The organism is Algibacter sp. TI.3.09 (assembly GCF_038154905.1).
Lineage (GTDB): Bacteria > Bacteroidota > Bacteroidia > Flavobacteriales > Flavobacteriaceae > Algibacter.
In genome coordinates, this window is sequence record NZ_JBAKAN010000007.1 from 74,339 (window position 1) to 96,175 (window position 21,837).

Sequence of the window (21,837 nt, forward strand, 5' to 3'; positions counted from 1 at the left end):
AAGAAAAACTTGCGTTTAAAGTTTTAATAGAGGCTCATTGATGTTGCTAGTAAGTATTTGTCAATTGTATTAATTAGACTGTTTAGATAAATGACAGTGTTCGTTTTATTTTTAATATGAAGAAGATAGGTAAAGCTTACTCAATTAAAGCATTGATTTTAGACCATAACTCGTTATCAAAACTAGATAAGGCGAAATTTTCGCTATCGGCTGCGTTGCCCATTCGTATAATTACTAGTTTTTTACTTGGTACAACATAAATTTTCTGATCGTTTTTACCTAAAGCGGCATACATATCATCAGGGGCATTCGGTATTAGTTTTCCATTAAACTCTAATTGACTTTGGGGTAAATGGTAGCTCGATTTTCCGTTAAGCCACCATAAATAGCCATAAGCCTCATTAATGTTTTGCGAGGTATTAGTCGCTTCATTTAAAAAAGCTTCAGATATAATTTGTGTTTCATCCCATGTTCCTTTGGCATACATTAAAAGTCCAAAGCGTGCCATACTTCGTGTGTTGCTCCAATAAACACTTAAATTGTTGAGAGAAATCCATTGACCACTCATACCTATTTTATCCTTAAGGTTTTCACTGAAATAAGTGTCCCAGTTTTGGCTGGTTGCTGCGGCGACTACATCTTGTGTTTTTATATAAACATTGTGGTATGCCCAGCGGGAGTTTGGATCGGCTATATATTGTAGGTTTTCAGGAGTTACATCGTCTCCTAAACTATCGTCCAAACCAGAATTCATGGATAGTAAGTTTTTACTTGTTATCAGGTTTTCTTTTTCTATTGTAGCACTAGTCCATCCGGTTCCTAAATAGTCAGATACTTTAATGTTTATATTTAAAAAGCCTTGGTCTTGCGCTATTCCTGCGGTTGCTGCGGTCAACGTTTTTCCTGCACTTGCCCAGTACCAAGATTTTGTGCTGCTATGGTCGTTCATGTAATGCTCAACTACAAGCTTACCATCATGTAAAATGATAAAGCTTTTACTATTTTTTTCTTCTAAGTAATCGAGTAGTGGTTGTAGTTCGTTAGCGTTCCAGTTTAAATCGTTTATAGATTTTGTTTCCCAAACATCAGAGTTTATAGAGGGGAAGTAAGTCGATTCGGTAGTGTGTTCTTCTTCTGTAATGGATTTGTTTTCAGAAGAACAACTTAAAAGAAATAGCGTAAAAAACAGATGTATATAGTAGAAAGACTTCATTTAAGTAAATTTAATAATTTAGACTGTAAAACGGACTATTGGTTTAATCTAAATTTCTAATGGTGTTATTCTTCAATCATTCCTAGTAAATCAATCCGCTTTGCGTATCTTTGCACACTTAAATTTTAGTATGAGAACGAAGACACTTAAAAAGAACAAAATCAACGTAGTAACACTGGGCTGTAGTAAAAATGTTTACGATAGCGAAGTGCTTATGGGGCAACTTAAAGCCAGCGGAAAAGATGTTGTACATGAGGAAGAAGGTAATATTGTAGTGATAAACACATGTGGTTTTATCAATAACGCCAAAGAAGAAAGTGTGAATACTATTCTTGAATACGTACAGAAGAAAAACGATGGCGAAGTTGATAAAGTCTTTGTTACCGGTTGTTTAAGTGAACGTTATAAGCCAGATTTAATAAAAGAAATTCCTAATGTAGATGAGTATTTTGGAACTACAGAGTTGCCAGGATTACTAAAAGCTTTGGGTGCGGATTACCGACACGAATTAATTGGTGAGCGTTTAACAACAACGCCTAAAAACTACGCTTATTTAAAAATTGCTGAAGGTTGTGATAGACCGTGTAGTTTTTGTGCCATTCCTTTAATGCGTGGAAAACATAAAAGTACACCTATTGAAAACTTGGTTATAGAAGCTGAAAAACTAGCAGCTAAAGGTGTTAAAGAATTGATTTTAATTGCTCAAGATTTAACGTATTACGGACTTGATATTTATAAAAAACGAAACTTAGCAGAGCTTTTAGAAGCTTTGGTAAAAGTAGAAGGTATAGAGTGGATCCGTTTACATTACGCATTTCCAACAGGTTTCCCGTTAGATGTGCTTGATGTAATGAACCGTGAACCTAAAGTTTGTAATTACTTAGATATTCCGTTGCAGCATATTTCAGACTCTGTTTTAAAAAGTATGCGCCGTGGTACTAATAAAGCAAAAACGACTAAGTTAATTGGTCAGTTTAGAGAAGCTGTGCCAGAAATGACTATTAGAACAACGTTAATTGTTGGATATCCTGGTGAAACAGAAGAGAATTTCCAAGAGTTAAAACAATGGGTTAGCGATATGCGTTTTGAGCGTTTAGGTTGTTTTACTTATTCTCACGAGGAAAACACTCATGCTTATACCTTAGAGGACGATGTGCCAGAAGAGGTTAAAGTTGATAGAGCAAACCAAATTATGGAAATTCAATCTCAAATTTCTTGGGAACTGAATCAACATAAAATAGGAGAGACTTTTAAAGTAGTTATCGATAGAAAAGAAGGTAATTATTTTGTTGGTCGTACCGAGTTTGATTCTCCAGATGTAGATAACGAAGTATTAATCGATGCATCTAAATGTTATTTAAAAACAGGTGAATTTGCAACTGTAAAAGTAACAGAAGCAGAAGATTTTGATTTATATGCTGAAGTAGTCGTTTAAGAACCGACTACTTTATATAGGGTTAATAGAATTAGAAGCACAACAGAAGCCCAGGAATTAGTATAAAATTTCTAGCTTCTGTTGTGCTTCTTCTTTTATTTTACCAGAATTAGTTATTATGTTTTCTTTGTGCTTATTGTTTTTCTCCCCCCATAATATGGCAACATATTCAACGGGATTGTTTTTAAAACGATTGTAGCTTAAATCGACATTGATAATACCTTTCGTTTTAAGGAGAACGTTTGTTTTTTCATTTTTCGCACAATCGGTAAATGAAGAATTATTAACGGTTAAAACACCTCCAATGGTAGATTCGTCGTATCCGCCTCTAAAAAAGTTGATAACGTTGTTCTCTACATTATTAAAGTTACAATTAGTGATAGTAAGCATTTCGGCATTGTAATCTCCTTTTTCTTCAGCAGCCAAAATAATGCCGTTATCACAATTTTGTATCGTACTGTTTTTAAATGTAATGTAGTCGGCAAATGATCCTTTTGTTGCTTTTAAAATATAGCCAAAACCTTCAATTGTTGAATTATTTATATTCAAATTATAAGAGGCAGACATGTTTTCGTCTAATGGTTTAAATGCAGATTGATTGTTTTTTCCTTCTAAAACAATATTATCTAAATATAGAAAACCATAAGGATGCATTTCAAAAGCAGGTTGGTTTTTAGTACTGTTGAAAATAAGTTTTGTTTTGTTCTTAGAACGGATAATTATCTTTTTATTAATTACTATTGGATCATTAAAAGTATATGCTTCATCAGCTAATTCTATAATATCGCCACTCTTAGCCTGTTCAATTTTTTCAAGAAGATTAGCTTGGGAAGCTTCAATAATACTCGGTTCTACTTTTTTGCTTTCTAATGAAAACCATTGAGGACCATATTTGCTCGTATCGATACTAAATTTTTCCGCGTTACTTATGTCGCAAATTGCACCAATACTATTTTGATTTGTTCTAGAACTTCCGAATAAATCCGTTTTTATTTTATCAAAATTATAGCCATAATAAACGCTATCGGTTAAAGTACCTTGAGCATTTTCTGGAGCAAACAACCACGTATTAATTTGCTTCATTTTAATCGTTTTATTTTCTAATATATTTTTGTCTGAAAAGGAGCTCTCATTATTATCTAAAATATTATTGGTAAACTGTATACCATCAATATTATCGTGATTAAAAACGGGTGTTTTATCTGGGGTATTATTAAATATTATATTGTTTGCTATTATCGATCGAATTGGTGGTGCCGAGCGTATTTCACTAGCAGGAAGTACATCGATACTGTTTAAATTTTGACCAACACCTAATTGCCAAGGTGATTTACAATCGATCCAAGTATTAAATGCAATAACAACATCGGTAACTTGTTTATAGCGGTTTAATGAAGACATAGGGATACCATTCATTACAGCAAGTGGACTTCTGAATTGTTCGCCTTTTATTTTATAAAAATAATTATTTGTAATCCAATGGCCTGTACTTACAAGACGTATACCTCCATAAAAATCAGAATCGTCTCCACCTATAAAAATGTTGCTATCAACTGTAGAAAAACTACCATGGCGCAATACAAGGGAACCTTCAGATTTATAAAAAATATTGTTTCTAAAACTATTGAAATTGGTTTTGTCTGATATAATTTCAACTTCGCCATTACAAGCTTCGAAGTAATTATTTGACACATTTACAAAACCAGACGACATAGATGTTTTGCTATCACCAATACGTATAGTTTCTCCTCGCGGTCCACCTTTTCGAGGGCGAGGCCCAAAATAATTATTTACTATTTGGTGGTAATTACTGGTATGTTCATTCCCGTCATGAAAGACTCTTAATGTTTCTCCATCGTTAGATTTTCCTGTAATATAGCAGTTTTCTAAGGTGTTATGCTTTCCGTAGAACTCAATCCATTTGTCATTGGTTAAGCGACTTGGTTTTGTAAAGTTTTCTATAACGCAATTAGTAACTCTTGTGTTAAAAGCAGTTGTGTCTTTTCCTATTTTATAACGAATAATACTAGAAGACGGTGAGTATCCATTTTTAAAATATAAATCTTTTATAATAAGATACTCGCCTCCTAAATGTAAGTAAGATTGACCCTCAATAAAAACTTCTCCAGGTGTTTCGGCCCGTAAAACTATTGGGTTGTCTTTATTTCCTTCGCCGTAGAAATCAATTTTTATATCGGTCCAAGTGCCATTTGCTAAAACAATTTCGTCTCCAGGTTTTACTTGTTCAATAGCTTTTTTTAGCGCAGTTTCGTTTTTTACGTAAAGCATGTTGTCTTCTGATTTAGTGCTTTTATTACAAGAAAAAAGAAGAAATATTGTGGTGAATGCTATAACTATTTGTTTCATCTAGTTGAAAATTTTAATTGCAGAAGTTCAAGGTACAATATTTTTAAATTAGGAATTAGTTTAATATTTTTAGATACTCTATTTTTTCAGCAATTATGAATTCAAATAAATTTTCAACATTAATTAAAAACCTTACGGATGTTGCGTTTCCAGTATTAGGAAAAGGTATTCCTAAAAGTAAATACGTCCATATCAGTTTATCTGAATTTAATGAGGCACTTAACTCTATAGATGTATCATCTTCTAATATATTAGCTGATTTTGTAAACACTCATCTTAAAAACCATAATGCTGAAGTAGCTTATGGAGGTTATTTAGAGGTGAGAAACATTTATAAGCGTAGTACGCATTTTAGCAATCAAGCTGAAGAAGAACGTAATATCCACTTAGGCGTCGATTTGTGGTGTTCTGCTGGAACGCCTATTTTTGCACCTTTTAATTCCGTAGTGCATAGCTTTAATAATAATGAGAATTTTGGCGATTATGGACCAACTATTATTTTAAAGCATAGTATTTCGGGTGTAGATTTCTATACGCTCTATGGTCATTTAAGTTTAGCTTCCATAGACAATCTTGAAGTTGGACAGCGTTTCAAGCAAGCTGATAAAATAGCCGAATTGGGTGATGCTTCTATAAATGGTGATTATCCACCGCACTTACATTTTCAGATTATAAAAGATATTCAAGATTTTAAAGGTGATTACCCGGGAGTTTGTTCTAAAACGGATTTGACGTTTTATGAGAGTAATTGTCCGGACCCAAAATTGATACTTAATTTATAACCTTCCAAAACATAACTTATTCATCCACAAAATTCTCGCGTAAAAGTGTTGCAACTTCAGGTAGATGTTTAATTAATTCTTCAATTACTTCAGGGTCGGTTAAGTCGGTTCTAAAACCTGGTAACATACTCAATTCGGCATCATCAAAGTCAACGCAACCCATAGCCCAATTAGTAAAAAGACGATCTTCCGTTGTGCTATCGTGAATAATTTTTAAATCTTTATGACGGGTATCTCTGCGTAAACGAACCAAAAGATCATCTATTACTCCATGTTCGCCTTCTATTATTTGAAGAAAATAACCATGTTTATGCATTAAAACGCCGCTAATATTATCAATTGAATTAAAGCCCCGAGAGTCATGCAGTAGATCTAGTAACTGGCGCTTTGTGAATTGCTCTACAGCTTGACTAGAGTAGATAAGGCGGCGTAGTGTCATATTAAATATATATGAAGTTATTAATTCTAAAGTGCATATGGAATTTCGTTTAGGGCACGTAATCCACACGTATACAAACGTATGCTTTTTTTCTTACAATGTCAATATTCAATTTCATTTTTATATGATAGGTTCTAAACGGTTAATTTTTTAGTTTTCTTTTAGTTGTATGATCAAATTATATGTTTAAAACAAAAAAAATCCCAACAGTTTTCTGTTGGGATTTTTAATATTATAGGATTCTTTTTTTAGGAATTGAGATTATTCTTCAACAATAACCCATTCACCTTTGGCTAATAAAGGTTCAGCTTGTTTAAACTTCACCGTTTTATTTTCACCGTTCATTACGTTTTTAATAGTAACACGATCGTTTCTACCAATTTTTGGTTGATCACGCACTATCGTTTCCGTAACCTGCTGTTGTTGCGATTGTGTGTTTCCGGCAGCTCTGCTTTGTGCAGAACGTTCATCTAAATTAGGAATTTCCTCTTTTTGAGTATTTAAGTTTTCCTGTTTTCTATCGCGAGCTTCTTGAATGGTGTTTTGTGTTTCCTGAGGCAATTCACCTTTAAATAAGAATGAAATTACATCTTTATTCACTTCATCAATCATTGCTTTAAACAATTCGAAAGCTTCAAATTTGTATATAAGTAACGGGTCTTTTTGCTCGTGTACCGCTAATTGTACTGATTGCTTAAGCTCATCCATTTTGCGTAAATGCGTTTTCCAAGCATCGTCAATAATGGCTAAAGTAATGTTCTTTTCAAAATCGGTAATTAATTGTTTACCTTGAGTTTCGTATGCTTTTTCTAGATCGGTAACAACGTTTAATGTTTTAATACCATCTGTAAAAGGCACTACAATACGTTTAAATTTATCGCCTTGTGTTTCGAATACATTCTTAATAACAGGGAATGCACTTTCAGCATTACGTGTCATTTTTTGTTTGTAATTCTCGAAAGCAGCTTTGTAAATTTTAGCAGTAATATCTTGAGCAGCAAGTTTTCCAAATTCAGCTTCGGTTACTGGAGAGCTCATTGAGAAATAACGAATTAATTCGAATTCGAAATTTTTAAAATCGCTAGCAGCTTTGTTCGTTTCAACAATACCTTCCGATGTATCGAAAATCATATTTGCCAAATCTACACGTAGACGTTCTCCAAATAATGCATGGTGACGGCGTTTGTAAACCACCTCACGTTGCGCGTTCATAACATCATCATATTCTAATAAACGCTTACGAACTCCAAATTGATTTTCTTCAACTTTTTTCTGTGCACGCTCAATAGACTTAGAAATCATAGAATGCTGAATGACTTCACCTTCCTGTAATCCCATTTTATCCATCATTTTGGCAATACGCTCACTACCAAATAATCTCATTAAATTATCTTCTAGAGATACGTAAAATTGAGAACTTCCTGGATCTCCTTGACGACCAGCACGACCACGTAACTGTCTATCTACACGACGCGAATCGTGACGTTCTGTACCAACAATTGCTAAACCTCCAGCAGCTTTAACCTCGGCAGATAATTTAATATCGGTACCACGACCAGCCATATTGGTTGCAATAGTTACTTGTCCAGATTTACCAGCCTGATCTACAATATCAGCCTCTTTTTTATGTTGTTTCGCGTTTAATACATTGTGTGGTATTTTACGAATGCTAAGCATTTTACCAAGCAATTCACTAATTTCTACCGATGTTGTACCAATTAAAACTGGGCGTCCAGCTTCTGCTAATTTGGTAACATCATCAATAACCGCATTATATTTTTCACGCTTAGTTTTATAAACTAAATCTTCTTTATCATCACGAGCAATAGGGCGGTTGGTTGGTATTTCTACAACATCCAATTCGTAAATTTCCCAGAACTCACCAGCTTCTGTAACTGCTGTACCCGTCATACCACTTAGTTTGCGGTACATTCTAAAGTAATTTTGTAGTGTTACCGTTGCAAAAGTTTGGGTAGCATCTTCAATTTTTACATTTTCTTTAGCTTCAATCGCTTGGTGTAACCCATCAGAGTAACGACGGCCATCCATAATACGCCCCGTTTGCTCATCTACAATCATTACTTTATTTTCCATCACCACATATTGGGTGTCTTTTTCAAATAAAGCATAAGCTTTTAAAAGCTGATTTAAGGTATGAATACGTTCGGATTTTACACCAAAATCTTTATATAAATCCTCTTTTTGTTCAGCCTCGTCTTCTTTAGAAAGACCTTGACTTTCAATTTTAGCAATTTCAAGTCCAATTTCTGGTAAGATGAAGAAATCTGGGTTATCCTTTCCAGAAATATACTCAACACCTTTATCTGTTAATTCAACCTGATTGTTTTTCTCTTCAATTACATAGTACAATTCCTCATCAACCTTTGGCATTTCACGGTTGTTATCTGCCATGAAATAGTTTTCGGTTTTTTGTAATAATTGCTTAACACCTTCTTCAGATAAAAACTTAATAAGGGCTTTGTTTTTTGGAATACCACGATAAACACGTAGTAATTTTAAACCACCTTCTTTAGTATCTCCATCTTTAATAAGTTTTTTAGCTTCTGCTAAAACACCTGTTAAATACTTACGTTGTACCGTTACAATATCGTCAACCTTTGGCTTAAGCTCTGTAAATTCGTGACGCTCACCTTGTGGTATTGGACCAGAAATAATTAACGGCGTACGCGCATCATCAACTAAAACCGAATCCACCTCATCTACAATAGCGTAGTGATGTGGGCGTTGTACTAAATCGTCTGGCGAATGTGCCATGTTATCACGTAAGTAATCGAAACCAAATTCGTTATTAGTACCATAAGTAATATCGGCATTGTAAGCCGCTTTACGTTCTGGCGAGTTTGGTTTAAAATAATCTATACAAGCAACGCTTAAACCATGGAACTCAAAAATTGGAGCCATCCATGCGCTATCACGTTTTGCTAAGTAATCGTTCACCGTTACTAAATGCACACCTTTACCAGCAAGTGCATTTAAGTAAACAGGTAAGGTTGCAACTAATGTTTTACCTTCACCCGTTTGCATTTCTGCAATTTTACCTTGGTGCATAGCAATACCACCAATAAGTTGCACATCATAATGCACCATATCCCAAGTAATAGCTTTTCCTGCAGCATCCCAAGAGTTTGCCCAAGTAGCTTGGTCGCCTTCTAGACTAACATAAGCTTTATCAGTAGAAATAGATCTATCGAACTCACTAGCGGTAACAGAAATTTGTGTGTTTTTTGTAAAACGTTTTGCTGTTTCTTTAACCACAGCAAAAGCTTCTGGTAAAATAGTATTTAAAACATCTTCGGTAATTTTATAAGCCTCGTCTTTCAATTTATCAATTTCTTGATAAATATCTTCACGACGGTCAATATCTTCTGTAGATTCTGCTTCGTTAACTAAGCTCGAAATAGTGTCATTGGTAGCTTGAGTGGCTTCGGCAATTTTAGCTTTAAATTCGGCTGTTTTTGCTCTTAATTGATCGTGCGATAATGCTTCTAAAGCCGCCTCGTATGTAGTAATTTGTTTAACTATAGGCGTAATGGCTTTTACATCTTGTTTCGATTTATCGCCAACAAATACCTTTAGTATAGAATCTAAAAATGTCATGTTATTAATTTTATATAAATATGTTTTCTAGGACAATCCTAGGTGTTTTTCAGTTAAAATATAATACTAAAATAAGCCGTTCTATAAGCTATTAAACGCATAGGGTAAGCCATGCTTATATTAATACCAAAGATACCTTTTAGAACAAAAAAAAAGTCTCAATTCGAGACTTTTTAACTATTCTTTATGCTTATATTTTTAATATTCATCTTCATTCCACAGATAATCTTCATCTGTAGGGTAATCCGACCATATTTCCTCAATCGAATCGTACGAATCACCTTCGTCCTCAATCGACTGTAAATTTTCTACAACCTCTAAAGGTGCACCAGTTCTAATGGCGTAATCTATCAATTCGTCTTTGGTTGCAGGCCAAGGCGCATCACTTAAATAAGATGCTAATTCTAAAGTCCAATACATGTGTTAATGCGTTTAATTTTTTGCAAAAATAAATTTTTAGTTTAAACACACAAGTAAAAAATGAATTATTTAATCATTAATTTTAAGAACGTATCCTTTTGTACTCTAAACAGTTGAAATTTATTATTGCATAGTTAATAATTGTAGCAATACTTTTGCTTTATTTTTGTTTTGGCGTTACTACAAGGGGCGGGCTTTATTCGTTGATTTCTATTTTATATTAAAGAACTCATTAATATAAAAATTTCTCTACTCGTTCCCTTCCGTTGGTCGGGGAGCTTAAACATGCCGTTCGATCCCTAACGCGGTTTCGCTTTCTAATTCAAAATATAGCTTTTTAATTTAAACTTCCAATAAATAATTTAATATTTTTCAGGAATCCATTTAATTTCATTTGCTTGCAAGTCTAAAGACAACTTTCGTGCCAATACAAAAAGATAGTCCGAAAGTCTATTTAAATACTTTAAAGCATTCGCTTCAAAAGGTTCTAAGTCGTTAAGTGCTGTTGCTAAACGCTCGGCTCTACGGCATACACAGCGCGCTATGTGACAAAATGACACGGTTTGATGGCCGCCCGGAAGCACAAAATGCGTCATTTCTGGTAAAGCCTCGTTCATGCTGTCCATAGCAAGCTCTAAACGCTCAATATCCTTAATCGATATCTTTTCGATATTAAGCCGGTCTTTGCCGTTTTTTAAAACAGCTTTTTCTGGATCGGTAGCCAAAATAGCGCCAACCGTAAATAATTTATGCTGAATTTCGGTTAGTAATTCCTTGTAACCCTCGTTAATATCCTGATCGCGAATTAAACCCAAATGAGAGTTTAACTCATCTACAGTGCCGTAACTTTCTATACGGATATGGTGCTTTGGTACACGAGTACCTCCAAATAATGCCGTGGTACCGTTGTCGCCTGTTTTAGTGTAAATTTTCATAGGTTAAAGGTAATTGTTAAAAAAGGAAATTTCAAAAAAGATTACTGTAAAAATAGAAGTGCTTGTTAGAAGTATTTCATTTATAGTTTTTTAAACCGACAATTTTATTCTGTGAATAATTATTTAACAATTCTTTAAGGAATTATGAGTATTGCTAATAATACTGTTTTAAAAAGGGGGTAATTAAAAGAAACTTTGTAATAATTGCTTGTAAGTTAATTATCACTTATAGATTAAAAGTAAAACTATTATTTTTGCACAAAACAACATAAAAAAATAAAACTTAATTATGAAAAAAATCTCATTAGTAGTATTATTACTTGTAGGTTCCTTCGGTGCTAAGGCACAGTCTTACGTAGGGTTTCTTACAGATAATTACAGCGGTGTAAATAGCGTTATTGCTAACCCTGCTAATATTACAGATTCTCGTTTTAAAACAGATATTAACATTGTAGGTGTTAGTGCTTTTGCAGGTAACGACTATTATGGCGTTAACCTTTTGGATGCACTTAAAGATGATTACGATTTTGATTTAGATGCCAAAAAATCGCCATCTACAGATAATAATGCAGCTATTAATTTAGATGTTATGGGGCCAGCATTTATGTTTAATTTAACCGAAACTAGCTCTTTAGCTATTTTTACTAGAGCACGCTCTATGGTTAATGTAACCGAAATTAATGGAGAAACTATTGATAATGTTGATGATGACACTACCGATGATTTTATTGTAAACGAAGGTGATTTTACAACCTTTGCTCAAGCTTGGGCAGAAGTAGGTGTAACTTATGCTAGAGTTTTAATGAACAAAGAAGAACACTTTTTAAAAGGTGGTCTTACCGTAAAGTATTTACAAGGTGGTGGTACTGCTTATGCTTATGGTAAAAATGTAACTGTAGATTATGATGCCGATGGTACAAATCCAACTACAGGAAGTTTAGATACTACAGGTGAGTTAACTTACGGTTATTATGATAATTTCGATAATGATGATTATGATTACGAACTTCCAGATGCTTCCGGTTTTGGTGCAGATTTAGGTTTTGTTTACGAATGGAGACCAGATTATAGAGACTACCAAACAACTAATGCAGATGGTGATACATATGGTCATAAATACGAAAACAAATACAAATTAAAATTAGGTCTTTCTATTACAGATATCGGTCAAATTAACTACAAAGAGGGAACTCAAGAAGTTTTTGATATTAACGGTGCAAACATTAATGAAGACGATTTTGATAATGGTGACGATTTTGCAGATGCTTTAGAAAATATTTACGGTATTGGTACAGTAACTAATGGTTACAAAGTAAAGTTGCCAACGGCTGTTCATTTAAATGCAGATTATAGCTTTACTAAGCGTTTCTTTTTAAACTTAAATACTGATTTTTCTCTTATTGCTAAAGGAAAAGAAAAAGCGAGTCGTATTGCAAACATGGTATCATTAACTCCTCGTTTTGAGAGTAAATGGTTTAGTTTTTATGTTCCAGTAAGTTTAGTACAATATAATGGGTTTCAAGCAGGAGCAGGATTTAGAGCTGGACCTTTATACATTGGTTCTGGATCTGTAATTACTGCTTTAGCGGGTGATAATACAAAAGGTGCCGATGTTTATGCAGGTTTAAAAGTGCCAGTATATCAAGGTAAGCCAAAAGATAGAGATAATGATGGTATTATCGATAAGTTAGATGGTTGTCCTAAAGAAGCAGGACCAGCTGAAAACAACGGTTGTCCATGGTTAGATAGTGATGTAGATGGTGTTATGGATAATGAAGATAATTGTCCAGAAGTTGCCGGTCCTAAAGAAAATAAAGGTTGTCCTTGGGGAGATACAGATAACGATGGTGTTTTAGACAATGTTGATATTTGTCCTAAAGTTGTAGGTCCTGTAGAAAACAGTGGTTGCCCATGGAAAGATACAGATAACGATGGTGTAGCAGATAAATTTGACGAATGTGTAGACGTTGCTGGTACAGTAGCAAACAAAGGTTGTCCTGAAGTAATTGTACCTACAGTAGAGGTGCAAGCGACTTTAAATGCTTACGCTAAAACTATTTTGTTTAACTCTGGAAAATCTTCTATTAAAACAGAATCTAATAAAGTGTTAGCTGAAATTGTAAACATTTTAGGTGAATATCCTGATGCTAAATTTTCTATTGAAGGTCATACAGATAGTTCTGGAGGAGATACTTTAAACCAAAGACTATCAGATGCTAGAGCAAATGCTGTAAAAACTTATTTAGTTAAAAATGGTGTAGATGAGTTTAGATTATCTGCTATTGGTTTTGGTGAAACTAGACCAATTGCTACTAATGCAACATCTGCTGGTAGAGCTGATAACAGAAGAGTAGAAATTAACTTAGTTAAGTAATTTCAACTTAATAATATTTAGATAGTTTTTATCTAAACAAAAGCCTCAGAGTTTAATAACTCTGAGGCTTTTTTGTTTTTTATGATTTTTTACAATGAAGGAAAAGTGACGTGAGATTTTAGTTAAACACGAATCACAAAATCTTCACGAACTTGCTCTTTCCTAAAGAATACAAATCCCCAGAAAAAAGTATCTATAGTAACTTTTACTTTCGGATGTTTTTTTATTATTTCCCATGCTTCCGTCATGCCTTTAGACCAGTAAATATCATCAAATATAAAAACAGAATCGTTGTGAGCCGTTTCTAAAAGCGCTTCAAAATAATCTAAAGTGGCTTGCTTTTTATGGTTACCATCAAAGAAAATTAAATCGTAACTATTGGTTTTAAGTTGTTCAATTTCATCATTAAAATTACCCGTTATCACTTCAATGTTTTTTAGCTTAAAAGCTTCAAAATTAGATTTAGATAAGGTGGAAATATTAGGGCAGCCTTCAATAGTTGTAATGTTAGCTTCGGGATTTCCCAAATGTAAAGCTGTTGTAGCTATGCCTAAAGAGGTTCCTAATTCTAAGCTGTTTTCGGGTTTAATGTATTTTGATAATCTATATAGTAGTTTTGCGCGCTTATTGGTAGACCCCGCGTTTTTAGCCATTTTAGAAATGCTGCGTTTTTCTTGTTTCATAACCTGAGAACCTGCGCCTAAATCGGTTACTTGTATAAGGTTATTATTCTTTAGAAGCGCTGCTTTATAATCAATTATTGTTTTATAATCTGGGTAGTTTGTTTTATCGTAAAAGCATTTGGTAATTAAATCGTACACAAAAGGGGAGTGCACACCGTGCTCATTGGTCGATTTTAAAAGAAATTTAAAATATTGAATAATTTGATACACGCTTTTATTGACCGTTTTAGTTATTTGGCTAAATACATGCCAAAGAATACTGCTAAAAATCCAACCACAAAACTAGCAATAGTATAAATTGCAAAACTGGTGAAATCTCCAGATTTTAAAAACATGTGGTTTTCGTAAGCAAAGGTAGAAAAAGTTGTAAAACCACCGCAGAAACCAGTAGCTAAAAGTAATGTTTGATTTTGTGAAAGCGAATCGTGTTTAGCAGCTAGACCTAAAACAATGCCAATAAGCAGACTGCCCAAAATATTGGCTACAAAGGTGCCGTAAGGTATTCCGTTTTCTGTGTTGTTTAAAAGTTTACCAATTAGATAGCGCAGTACGCTACCAAAACCACCACCCAGAAAAACGAATACAAGTTGTTTCATTTAAAAATTAATCGTCTAGTGGTTTTATGGCAATGTATATTTCGGTTAGCCATTCTGCAGGGTTTGGGTTGTTTTCGGCTAGATTGCTATACACTTCTATAGTCGGTCCGTTTTCTAAAGCTTCTAATTCATTTTCAGGAATATAATTCATGCCTTTTTCCCATGCTTCTTTTAAGTTGGTGTAATTTCCTTTTAAAACCGTTTTTACAGCTTTAAATGGTAGTAATTGTCCCGTTAATATATCGCTATCATTAGATATTACTTTTTCGGTTGTTGGTACACAACATGAAAACATAACGGCGTTATTCTCTTCATCCCATTGATGGTAATTTACAAAAGGTTTACCTGCGGTTTGTATGTTATTATTATCAGCGTAAGCTATAACTTTAGGTAGCATATTCTGCATTTTTGTAGAAAGTTCATTTATTTTACAAGAAGCGGTGTTGTATAAATAGTAGCCACCACCGTGTTGAGTAACTCCAACAACATTGATGCTGTATTTTTTCATGCTAGCAACGGCAACGCTATCTAGTTTAAATAAGCCACGATCAAAATCGGGACCAACAGATTCTTCAATAGGTCCGGAAAAAGCGGTATACATTTTAGTCATAAAATCTTGCTTCCCACTCATGGTCCAAGTTACTTTTGTACCATTGTTTTCAGGCTCAAAAGACCAACTAATATCCGATTGGCTTTCAAAAGGTGTTACAAAATTAATTTGTTGTGTTATAGATTTGTTTTCTTCAACAGCTAAAGTCTTCATGCTGCCTTCTCCTAAAATGTCTCCGTTCCAGGCGTAACCTGCATCAATACCAATGGTTTTATCTAAATAAGTAAGTGTTGCTTGTGGTTCTTGTTCAAGCCATGGAGAGAAGTTTGGCCAGTTTTTATAATTATTCACTTCATTAAAAACCACAGTACTTGGAGCCTCAATTATTCTACTTCTAGAAAACGTATACGTGTTGGGCTGCACCGCAATATATATAGATGAGCCTATAATTGTAATAAGTAAAAGAAATAAAATATACTTAAAAGCTTTCATTGTATATGGTTTAGAGAGAGAATATTTAACTCAAAGATAATCAATTTTAAAATTCGTTTAATAAATTATTACATTTGTTGAATTAATAATAACGTTTTAATAGCGAAATGTTCTAATTTTATGAAAATAAGAATAGTAAGTCGTTTTAAAGCGTTGTTTTTGTAAGTTAAAAAATAATAATAATTTAAATTATGAAACTAAAATCAATTGTAGGTGTTGCAATAATAAACCTAATGCTGTTTTCATGTGGTAATGAAAAAAGTGATAGTCAGGTTATTGAAGAGGTAAAAGAGGTTGTTGCATTTAATTATAATGTAGATCAATTTGCTGATATTAAAATATTAAAGTATCAAATTCCGGGTTGGGATAAATTAACTTTAAAAGAGCAAAAGTTAGTTTACTATTTAACTCAAGCGGGTTTGTCTGGTCGCGATATTATGTGGGATCAAAATTACCGTTATAATTTAAAAATTAGAAAGGCTTTAGAGCAAGTTTACACAAGCTATTCTGGTGATAAAAAGGCTAAAGATTGGGCAAGTTTTGAGAGTTATTTAAAACGTGTTTGGTTTAGTAATGGTATACACCATCACTATTCTACAGATAAATTAACTCCTGAGTTTTCTGCAGATTATCTAAAAGAATTACTGGCTGCAACTAATACAACTTTAGACGCTGATGCTTTTGATGCTATATTTAATGATGCGGATGCTAAAAAAGTGAACCAAGGAAAAGGTGTTGATAATGTGGCGCTTTCGGCTGTTAATTTTTACGGACCAAATGTTACAAATGCCGATGTTGAAAGTTTCTATAAAGCTAAGCAATCTCCAAATGCAGATAAACCTTTGTCTTTTGGGTTAAACTCGCAATTAGTAAAAGAGGATGGTGTTTTAAAAGAACGTGTTTATAAATCAGGCGGACTTTACGGTGAAGCTATAGACGAAATTGTTAAATGGTTAGAGTTGGCTAAAGGTGTTGCAGAAAATGAAGCCCAAGGTCATGCTTTAGGTCTTTTAATTGAATATTACAAAACGGGAGATTTACAAACTTGGGATGATTATAATGTAGCTTGGACTGGTGCTACTGCAGGAAATATAGATTACATAAATAGTTTTATTGAGGTGTATAACGATCCATTAGGATACCGTGGATCTTACGAGAGTATCATTCAAATTAATGATTTTGATATGTCTCAAAAAATGAAAGTATTATCAGATAATGCACAATGGTTCGAAGATAATTCTCCATTAATGGCAGAACATAAAAAAGAGAATGTTGTTGGTGTAACTTACAAAGTTGTTAATGTCGCAGGTGAGGCTGGTGATGCATCTCCAAGCACTCCAATTGGTGTTAATTTACCAAATGCAAACTGGATTCGTGCAGCTGTTGGTAGTAAATCTGTATCCTTAGGGAATATTGTAAATGCATCAAACAATGCAGGAACTACTGGGCGTTTAAAAGAATTTGTTCATGATGAAGAAGAATTACTTTTAGAAGAAGAGTATGGGCAATTAGCCGATAAATTACATACTGCTTTGCATGAAGTTATTGGTCACGCTTCTGGAAAGTTAAATCCTGGTGTTGGTGAAACTAAAGAAACGCTTAAAAACTACGCATCTACTTTAGAAGAAGGTCGTGCGGATTTAGTTGGTTTGTATTATTTATACAACCCTAAATTACAAGAACTAGGTTTAGTAACCGATTGGGAAAAGATTGGTAAAACAGCTTACGACGGTTACATTAGAAATGGTTTAATGACGCAATTAATTCGTTTGAATTTAGGTGATAACGTTGAAGAAGCGCACATGAGAAACAGACAATGGGTATCGGCTTGGGCTTTTGAAAAAGGAAAAGCAGATAACGTTATTGAAAAAGTAACTCGTGATGGTAAAACATATTTTAATATCAATGATTATGCGAAATTACACGATCTTTTTGGTGAATTATTAAAAGAAACGCAACGTATAAAATCTGAAGGTGATTATAAAGCTGTAGAAGCTTTAGTTGAAGGTTATGGTGTAAAAGTAGACCAAGATATTCATGCAAATGTTTTAGAGCGTAATAAGCAATTTAATTCAGCGCCTTATACAGGTTATATTAACCCCGTTTTAGTTCCAGAAACTAATGATGCAGGCGAAATAACTAAAGTAAATGTAGAGTATCCTGAGTCTTTTGTAGATCAAATGTTAACGTATAGTAAGCATTTTAGTTTTCTTCCTGAAGTTAACTAATTACTCAGTTAATTGTAAATAAAAAAAACAGAACCTTTATTCAGGGTTCTGTTTTTTTGTTTACACTAAACGTTAATAGAATTAAATTTAATAAGATGAGTACACCGATAATAATTAGTAGTTTCATTTTCAATTTAGTTTAATAGCTGTTAGGTAGATGCACGGTTTTAAAAAAGGTTGCGTGGTAAAGTTGGAAATTTTTATAAATACCCCAAATATGCTTGCTAAATACTTAAAAGAGAATTAAAAAATATCTAATTTATAAGTAAGCGGTGCTTGTTTTTAATATTATAATTTCCAAAGGAGCATTCCTGATAAGACAGAAAATGTATTCTTTATTGAAGATTGTTATAAAAATGACGGATTAATCCCGTTTGTAAATTACAGGAAGAGGTAGTTTGAAAAAACGAATTATTTAAAAAAGAATTTAATAGCAACAATAGAGAGTATAAAGCCAATAAAGCCAACTAAAACCCAAATACTTCCACTGTAAAAACGCTTGTGTAGTTTAAGGTCTTTTCGGTAGGTGAAACCAATAATAATGGCAAAAACAATAAAAAATATTACTCCGAAAATCATTTGACCATTACTAAACATATCCCTATTTTTATGCAAATTTAATTAATACTTACGAGATTTCTACGGTTGTAGAAGTTTAAAAATATAATTTATGAAGAATAAGATAGAAGCAGTAAAAGCCTTTCATACGGCATATAAAATTGGATATAGAGAAACTCCAAAGGCAGATTTAGGTGATGCGAAAAATACATTGCGTTTCAATCTAATGAAAGAGGAGAATGAAGAGTATCTAGAAGCTGCTAATAATAACGATCTTGTAGAGGTTGCTGATGCTTTAGGCGATATGCTATATATTTTATGCGGTACTATTATAGAGCATGGTATGCAGCACAAAATTGAAGAAGTATTTGAAGAAATTCAACGTAGTAATATGAGTAAGTTAGGTGAAGATGGAGAGCCTATTTATAGAGAAGATGGTAAGGTATTAAAAGGCCCAAATTATTTTCAACCTAATATTGCAGATATTTTAAAGAAATAACTTTTCTGAATATTTATTATTAAGATTAAACCTTTTGTAAATAAAGATGTCTAATTAAGATTAAGTTATTTTTTGAATGAAGAAGAAAGGTGTATTTGTTAGTTTTACTTTGGCTCTATGTTTTTTAGTAAGCTGTATAGACAATAAAAACGAAGCTATTAAGGTAGATAAAAGTGAAGCTATAATATCTCAAGATATTCCGATTTACGACTTTGAAGGCTTAGAGCCTTTGCTTTATACTCAGAACAATAAAACATATTTAATAAATTTTTGGGCCATGTGGTGTTTACCATGTGTAGAGGAGTTGCCGTATATTCAAGAATATGCTCAAAAAAATCCCGATGTAGAAGTTGTTTTGGTTAGTATGGACTTTCCAAAGGACATCGAAACAAAGCTGAAACCCTTCTTAAAGAAAAATAATATAACGACTAAAGTGGTTCTGTTAGACGATCCGGATGCTAATTCATGGATAAACAAAATAAATCCTGAATGGTCTGGCGCTATACCGTTTACTATTATGTTTAATAGCGAAAAACGTTTTTATTACGAGCGTTCTTTTGATGATTTACAAGATATCGAAATTGAAATTAGTAAAAATTTTAATAAATAAATAGAATTCAAAATGAAAAGAATAAGTGTATTAATAGCTACATTAACATTGTCTCTTGCGGTTTTAGTATCGTGTAAAGATGGTTCTCAGAAAAACAGTGAAGTATCTGCGGAAAATCACCAAAGCGATCATAAAGATCATCCGCACGATGGAGACCGAAAAGGACCTCCTCATGATGGAGATAGGCCAGGGCCTCCACCACATGGAGGTGATAGAAAAGGGCCGCCTAAAGGAGGTTCTCCAGAACAAACTAAAAGCTTAGAAGAAATTGGCGGTTATAAAATAGGAGAACAAGCTACCGACTTCAATCTTAAAAATGTTGATGGTTCTATGGTGTCCCTCGCAAGTTATGATAATGCTAAAGGTTACATTGTAACGTTTACTTGTAACGAGTGTCCGTTTGCAAAAATGTACGAAGATCGTTTAATAGCATTGCATAATGAGTATGCGCCTAAAGGTTACCCTGTAATAGCTATTAACCCAAATAGTCCTGAGAATGAAAAAGAAGGTTATGCTGCTATGCAAGCTCGTGCTAAGGAAAAAGGGTTTCCTTTTGCTTACCTCGTAGATGAAGGACAAAAAATATATCCACAATACGGAGCTGTTAGAACACCTCATGTGTTTTTATTAGATGCAGATCGTAAAGTACAATATATAGGTACTATTGATGATAATGCAAAATCTGCGGAAGATGTTAAAGTGAAATTTCTTGAAAATGCTATCAGGGCTTTAGAGAACGGAACAAAACCAAGCCCAGAAATTACAAAAGCTATTGGATGCCCAATAAAAGCAAGTAGAAGCTAAAACATTAAATTTGTTTCATAAAAAAAGAGAGAAATCTAATTTAGATTTCTCTCTTTTTTTTATTTATCATTTTTGATAGGGAGGTAGGTAAAATTATTTTACTTCGTATCTCCAAGCAAAAGGGTCTTCTGTTTTGTTCGTTTGAATATCAGTAATACGCTTTTTTAAATAGCTAGCGTATGTGTCTTCCAATTCTGGTAAATCAAAATCTTCATCTTTAAATCCAAATCCAGAAATAGGAGAAATTACAGCAGCAGTTCCAGCACCAAACATTTCTTTTAACGATCCGTTCTTAGCAGCTTCCACAACTTCTTTTACTGTTATTTTTCTAACTTCAACAGGTATGTTTTCAGCTTCAGCTAATTGAATAATACTTTTACGAGTAATACCATCTAAAATTCTATCACTAGTTGGGCCTGTAATTAATGTATCGTTTATACGTACAAAAATATTCATAGCGCCAGCTTCTTCAATATATTCGTGGGTATTATCGTCAGTCCAAATTACTTGTTGGTAACCTTTTTCTATCGCTAATTGTGTTGGGTAAAATTGCCCAGCATAATTACCTCCAGCTTTTGCGAAACCTACACCACCATTGGCAGAACGAGAGTATTTTTCTTCAATTAAAACCTTTACTTTTCCTGAGAAATAAGCTCCCGATGGTGCTGTACAAATTATAAATTTATAAGCATCGGCAGGTGAGGCGTGAAAACCATTTCCTGAAGCAAAAATAAAAGGACGTATATATAAAGAGCTTCCTTCATTTTTAGGAATCCAATCGCTATCAACTTCTAAAAGCGCTTTTAAACCTTCCATGAAATAATTTTCAGGTAATTCAGGAATTGCTAAACGTTTTGCAGAAATATTTAATCGATTAAAATTATCTAAAGGACGGAATAACCAGACTTTCTCATCGGCATCTTTATATGCTTTCATTCCCTCGAAAATCGATTGACCGTAATGGAAAATCTTAGCCGATGGGTCTAAAGTAATCGGTTCGTAAGGCGTAACCTTAGGGGCTTGCCACTTACCGTTTTCATAGTTGCACACTAACATGTGGTCTGAAAAAACACTTCCAAACTTTAAATTGTCAAAATCTACATCATTAATTTTTGTCGATTTTGCTTTTATAATCTCGATGTTGTTGATTATAGCACTCATATTGTTCTTATTTAGATTGTAAATTTAAGTAAATTCGTTTTTAAAATTTGGGTATATTTACAGAAATTGTATA

At 33.4% G+C, this 21,837-nt stretch carries 18 protein-coding genes; 7 read left to right on the plus strand and 11 right to left on the minus strand.

The genetic code is table 11. From position 1 onward, the window contains the following. Nucleotides 1-136: 136 nt before the first annotated feature. A complete protein-coding gene (locus V6246_RS16945) occupies nucleotides 137-1,213 on the minus strand; it encodes a serine hydrolase domain-containing protein (RefSeq protein ID WP_341561657.1) in 1,077 nt (358 codons plus the stop codon). Nucleotides 1,214-1,343: 130 nt separating this feature from the next. Here V6246_RS16945 and rimO point away from each other — a divergent pair, with 130 nt between their 5' ends. Further along, entirely contained in the window at nucleotides 1,344-2,648 is a 1,305-nt protein-coding gene (rimO, locus tag V6246_RS16950) for a 30S ribosomal protein S12 methylthiotransferase RimO (protein WP_341561658.1), read from the plus strand. A 57-nt stretch (nucleotides 2,649-2,705) separates the two neighbouring features. Here the strand turns inward: rimO and V6246_RS16955 are convergent, their stop codons facing one another. After that, on the minus strand, nucleotides 2,706-5,015 hold the full coding sequence (locus V6246_RS16955) for a chondroitinase-B domain-containing protein (RefSeq protein ID WP_341561659.1): 2,310 nt from the start codon (nucleotides 5,013-5,015) through the stop codon (nucleotides 2,706-2,708). A gap of 95 nt (nucleotides 5,016-5,110) precedes the next feature. On the opposite strand from V6246_RS16955, the gene V6246_RS16960 reads away from it, so the two are divergent. Then, nucleotides 5,111-5,797: a peptidoglycan DD-metalloendopeptidase family protein gene (locus tag V6246_RS16960; RefSeq protein WP_341561660.1), complete on the plus strand. Its 687-nt coding sequence runs from the start codon at nucleotides 5,111-5,113 to the stop codon at nucleotides 5,795-5,797. Between the two features lie 16 nt (nucleotides 5,798-5,813). Here the strand turns inward: V6246_RS16960 and V6246_RS16965 are convergent, their stop codons facing one another. The 4 genes from V6246_RS16965 to V6246_RS16980 all read right to left on the minus strand — a co-directional run bounded on the left by V6246_RS16965 (nucleotide 5,814) and on the right by V6246_RS16980 (nucleotide 11,209). Further along, nucleotides 5,814-6,236: a BLUF domain-containing protein gene (locus V6246_RS16965; protein ID WP_341561661.1), complete on the minus strand. Its 423-nt coding sequence runs from the start codon at nucleotides 6,234-6,236 to the stop codon at nucleotides 5,814-5,816. A 261-nt stretch (nucleotides 6,237-6,497) separates the two neighbouring features. Beyond that, the gene (gene secA, locus V6246_RS16970) at nucleotides 6,498-9,854 is read right to left on the minus strand and encodes a preprotein translocase subunit SecA (protein ID WP_341561662.1); all 3,357 of its coding nucleotides are present in this window, start codon (nucleotides 9,852-9,854) and stop codon (nucleotides 6,498-6,500) included. Between the two features lie 198 nt (nucleotides 9,855-10,052). Then, complete coding sequence (locus V6246_RS16975) at nucleotides 10,053-10,274, minus strand: DUF2795 domain-containing protein (RefSeq protein WP_019387375.1); 222 nt, start codon at nucleotides 10,272-10,274, stop codon at nucleotides 10,053-10,055. A gap of 362 nt (nucleotides 10,275-10,636) precedes the next feature. Then, the gene (locus tag V6246_RS16980) at nucleotides 10,637-11,209 is read right to left on the minus strand and encodes a cob(I)yrinic acid a,c-diamide adenosyltransferase (RefSeq protein WP_341561663.1); all 573 of its coding nucleotides are present in this window, start codon (nucleotides 11,207-11,209) and stop codon (nucleotides 10,637-10,639) included. 289 nt (nucleotides 11,210-11,498) lie between these two features. Here V6246_RS16980 and V6246_RS16985 point away from each other — a divergent pair, with 289 nt between their 5' ends. After that, the gene (locus V6246_RS16985; RefSeq protein WP_341561664.1) at nucleotides 11,499-13,583 is read left to right on the plus strand and encodes a DUF5723 family protein; all 2,085 of its coding nucleotides are present in this window, start codon (nucleotides 11,499-11,501) and stop codon (nucleotides 13,581-13,583) included. Nucleotides 13,584-13,705: 122 nt separating this feature from the next. Here the strand turns inward: V6246_RS16985 and V6246_RS16990 are convergent, their stop codons facing one another. The 3 genes from V6246_RS16990 to V6246_RS17000 are packed head-to-tail and all read right to left on the minus strand — an operon-like array spanning nucleotide 13,706 to nucleotide 15,904. Then, the gene (locus V6246_RS16990; protein ID WP_341561665.1) at nucleotides 13,706-14,476 is read right to left on the minus strand and encodes an O-methyltransferase; all 771 of its coding nucleotides are present in this window, start codon (nucleotides 14,474-14,476) and stop codon (nucleotides 13,706-13,708) included. 20 nt (nucleotides 14,477-14,496) lie between these two features. Continuing rightward, nucleotides 14,497-14,862 (minus strand): fluoride efflux transporter CrcB, encoded by a 366-nt coding sequence (crcB, locus tag V6246_RS16995; protein WP_341561666.1) that lies wholly within the window; start codon nucleotides 14,860-14,862, stop codon nucleotides 14,497-14,499. A 7-nt stretch (nucleotides 14,863-14,869) separates the two neighbouring features. After that, nucleotides 14,870-15,904, minus strand: coding sequence for an SRPBCC family protein (locus tag V6246_RS17000; protein WP_341561667.1), 1,035 nt, complete (start codon nucleotides 15,902-15,904; stop codon nucleotides 14,870-14,872). A gap of 191 nt (nucleotides 15,905-16,095) precedes the next feature. Between V6246_RS17000 and V6246_RS17005 the strand changes: the two genes are divergently transcribed. Then, complete coding sequence (locus V6246_RS17005) at nucleotides 16,096-18,132, plus strand: dipeptidyl-peptidase 3 family protein (RefSeq protein WP_341561668.1); 2,037 nt, start codon at nucleotides 16,096-16,098, stop codon at nucleotides 18,130-18,132. 411 nt (nucleotides 18,133-18,543) lie between these two features. On the opposite strand, the gene V6246_RS17010 is transcribed toward V6246_RS17005, so the two are convergent. Then, on the minus strand, nucleotides 18,544-18,729 hold the full coding sequence (locus V6246_RS17010; RefSeq protein ID WP_159019477.1) for a hypothetical protein: 186 nt from the start codon (nucleotides 18,727-18,729) through the stop codon (nucleotides 18,544-18,546). A gap of 73 nt (nucleotides 18,730-18,802) precedes the next feature. Between V6246_RS17010 and V6246_RS17015 the strand changes: the two genes are divergently transcribed. The 3 genes from V6246_RS17015 (at nucleotide 18,803) to V6246_RS17025 (ending at nucleotide 20,603) form a co-directional block, all read left to right on the plus strand. After that, complete coding sequence (locus V6246_RS17015) at nucleotides 18,803-19,189, plus strand: nucleoside triphosphate pyrophosphohydrolase family protein (protein WP_159019478.1); 387 nt, start codon at nucleotides 18,803-18,805, stop codon at nucleotides 19,187-19,189. Between the two features lie 76 nt (nucleotides 19,190-19,265). Then, nucleotides 19,266-19,799, plus strand: coding sequence for a TlpA family protein disulfide reductase (locus V6246_RS17020; RefSeq protein ID WP_341561669.1), 534 nt, complete (start codon nucleotides 19,266-19,268; stop codon nucleotides 19,797-19,799). A gap of 12 nt (nucleotides 19,800-19,811) precedes the next feature. Next, a complete protein-coding gene (locus V6246_RS17025) occupies nucleotides 19,812-20,603 on the plus strand; it encodes a redoxin domain-containing protein (RefSeq protein ID WP_341561670.1) in 792 nt (263 codons plus the stop codon). A 93-nt stretch (nucleotides 20,604-20,696) separates the two neighbouring features. Here the strand turns inward: V6246_RS17025 and V6246_RS17030 are convergent, their stop codons facing one another. Continuing rightward, nucleotides 20,697-21,764: a branched-chain amino acid aminotransferase gene (locus V6246_RS17030; protein ID WP_133965410.1), complete on the minus strand. Its 1,068-nt coding sequence runs from the start codon at nucleotides 21,762-21,764 to the stop codon at nucleotides 20,697-20,699. Between the last annotated feature and the right edge of the window lie 73 nt (nucleotides 21,765-21,837).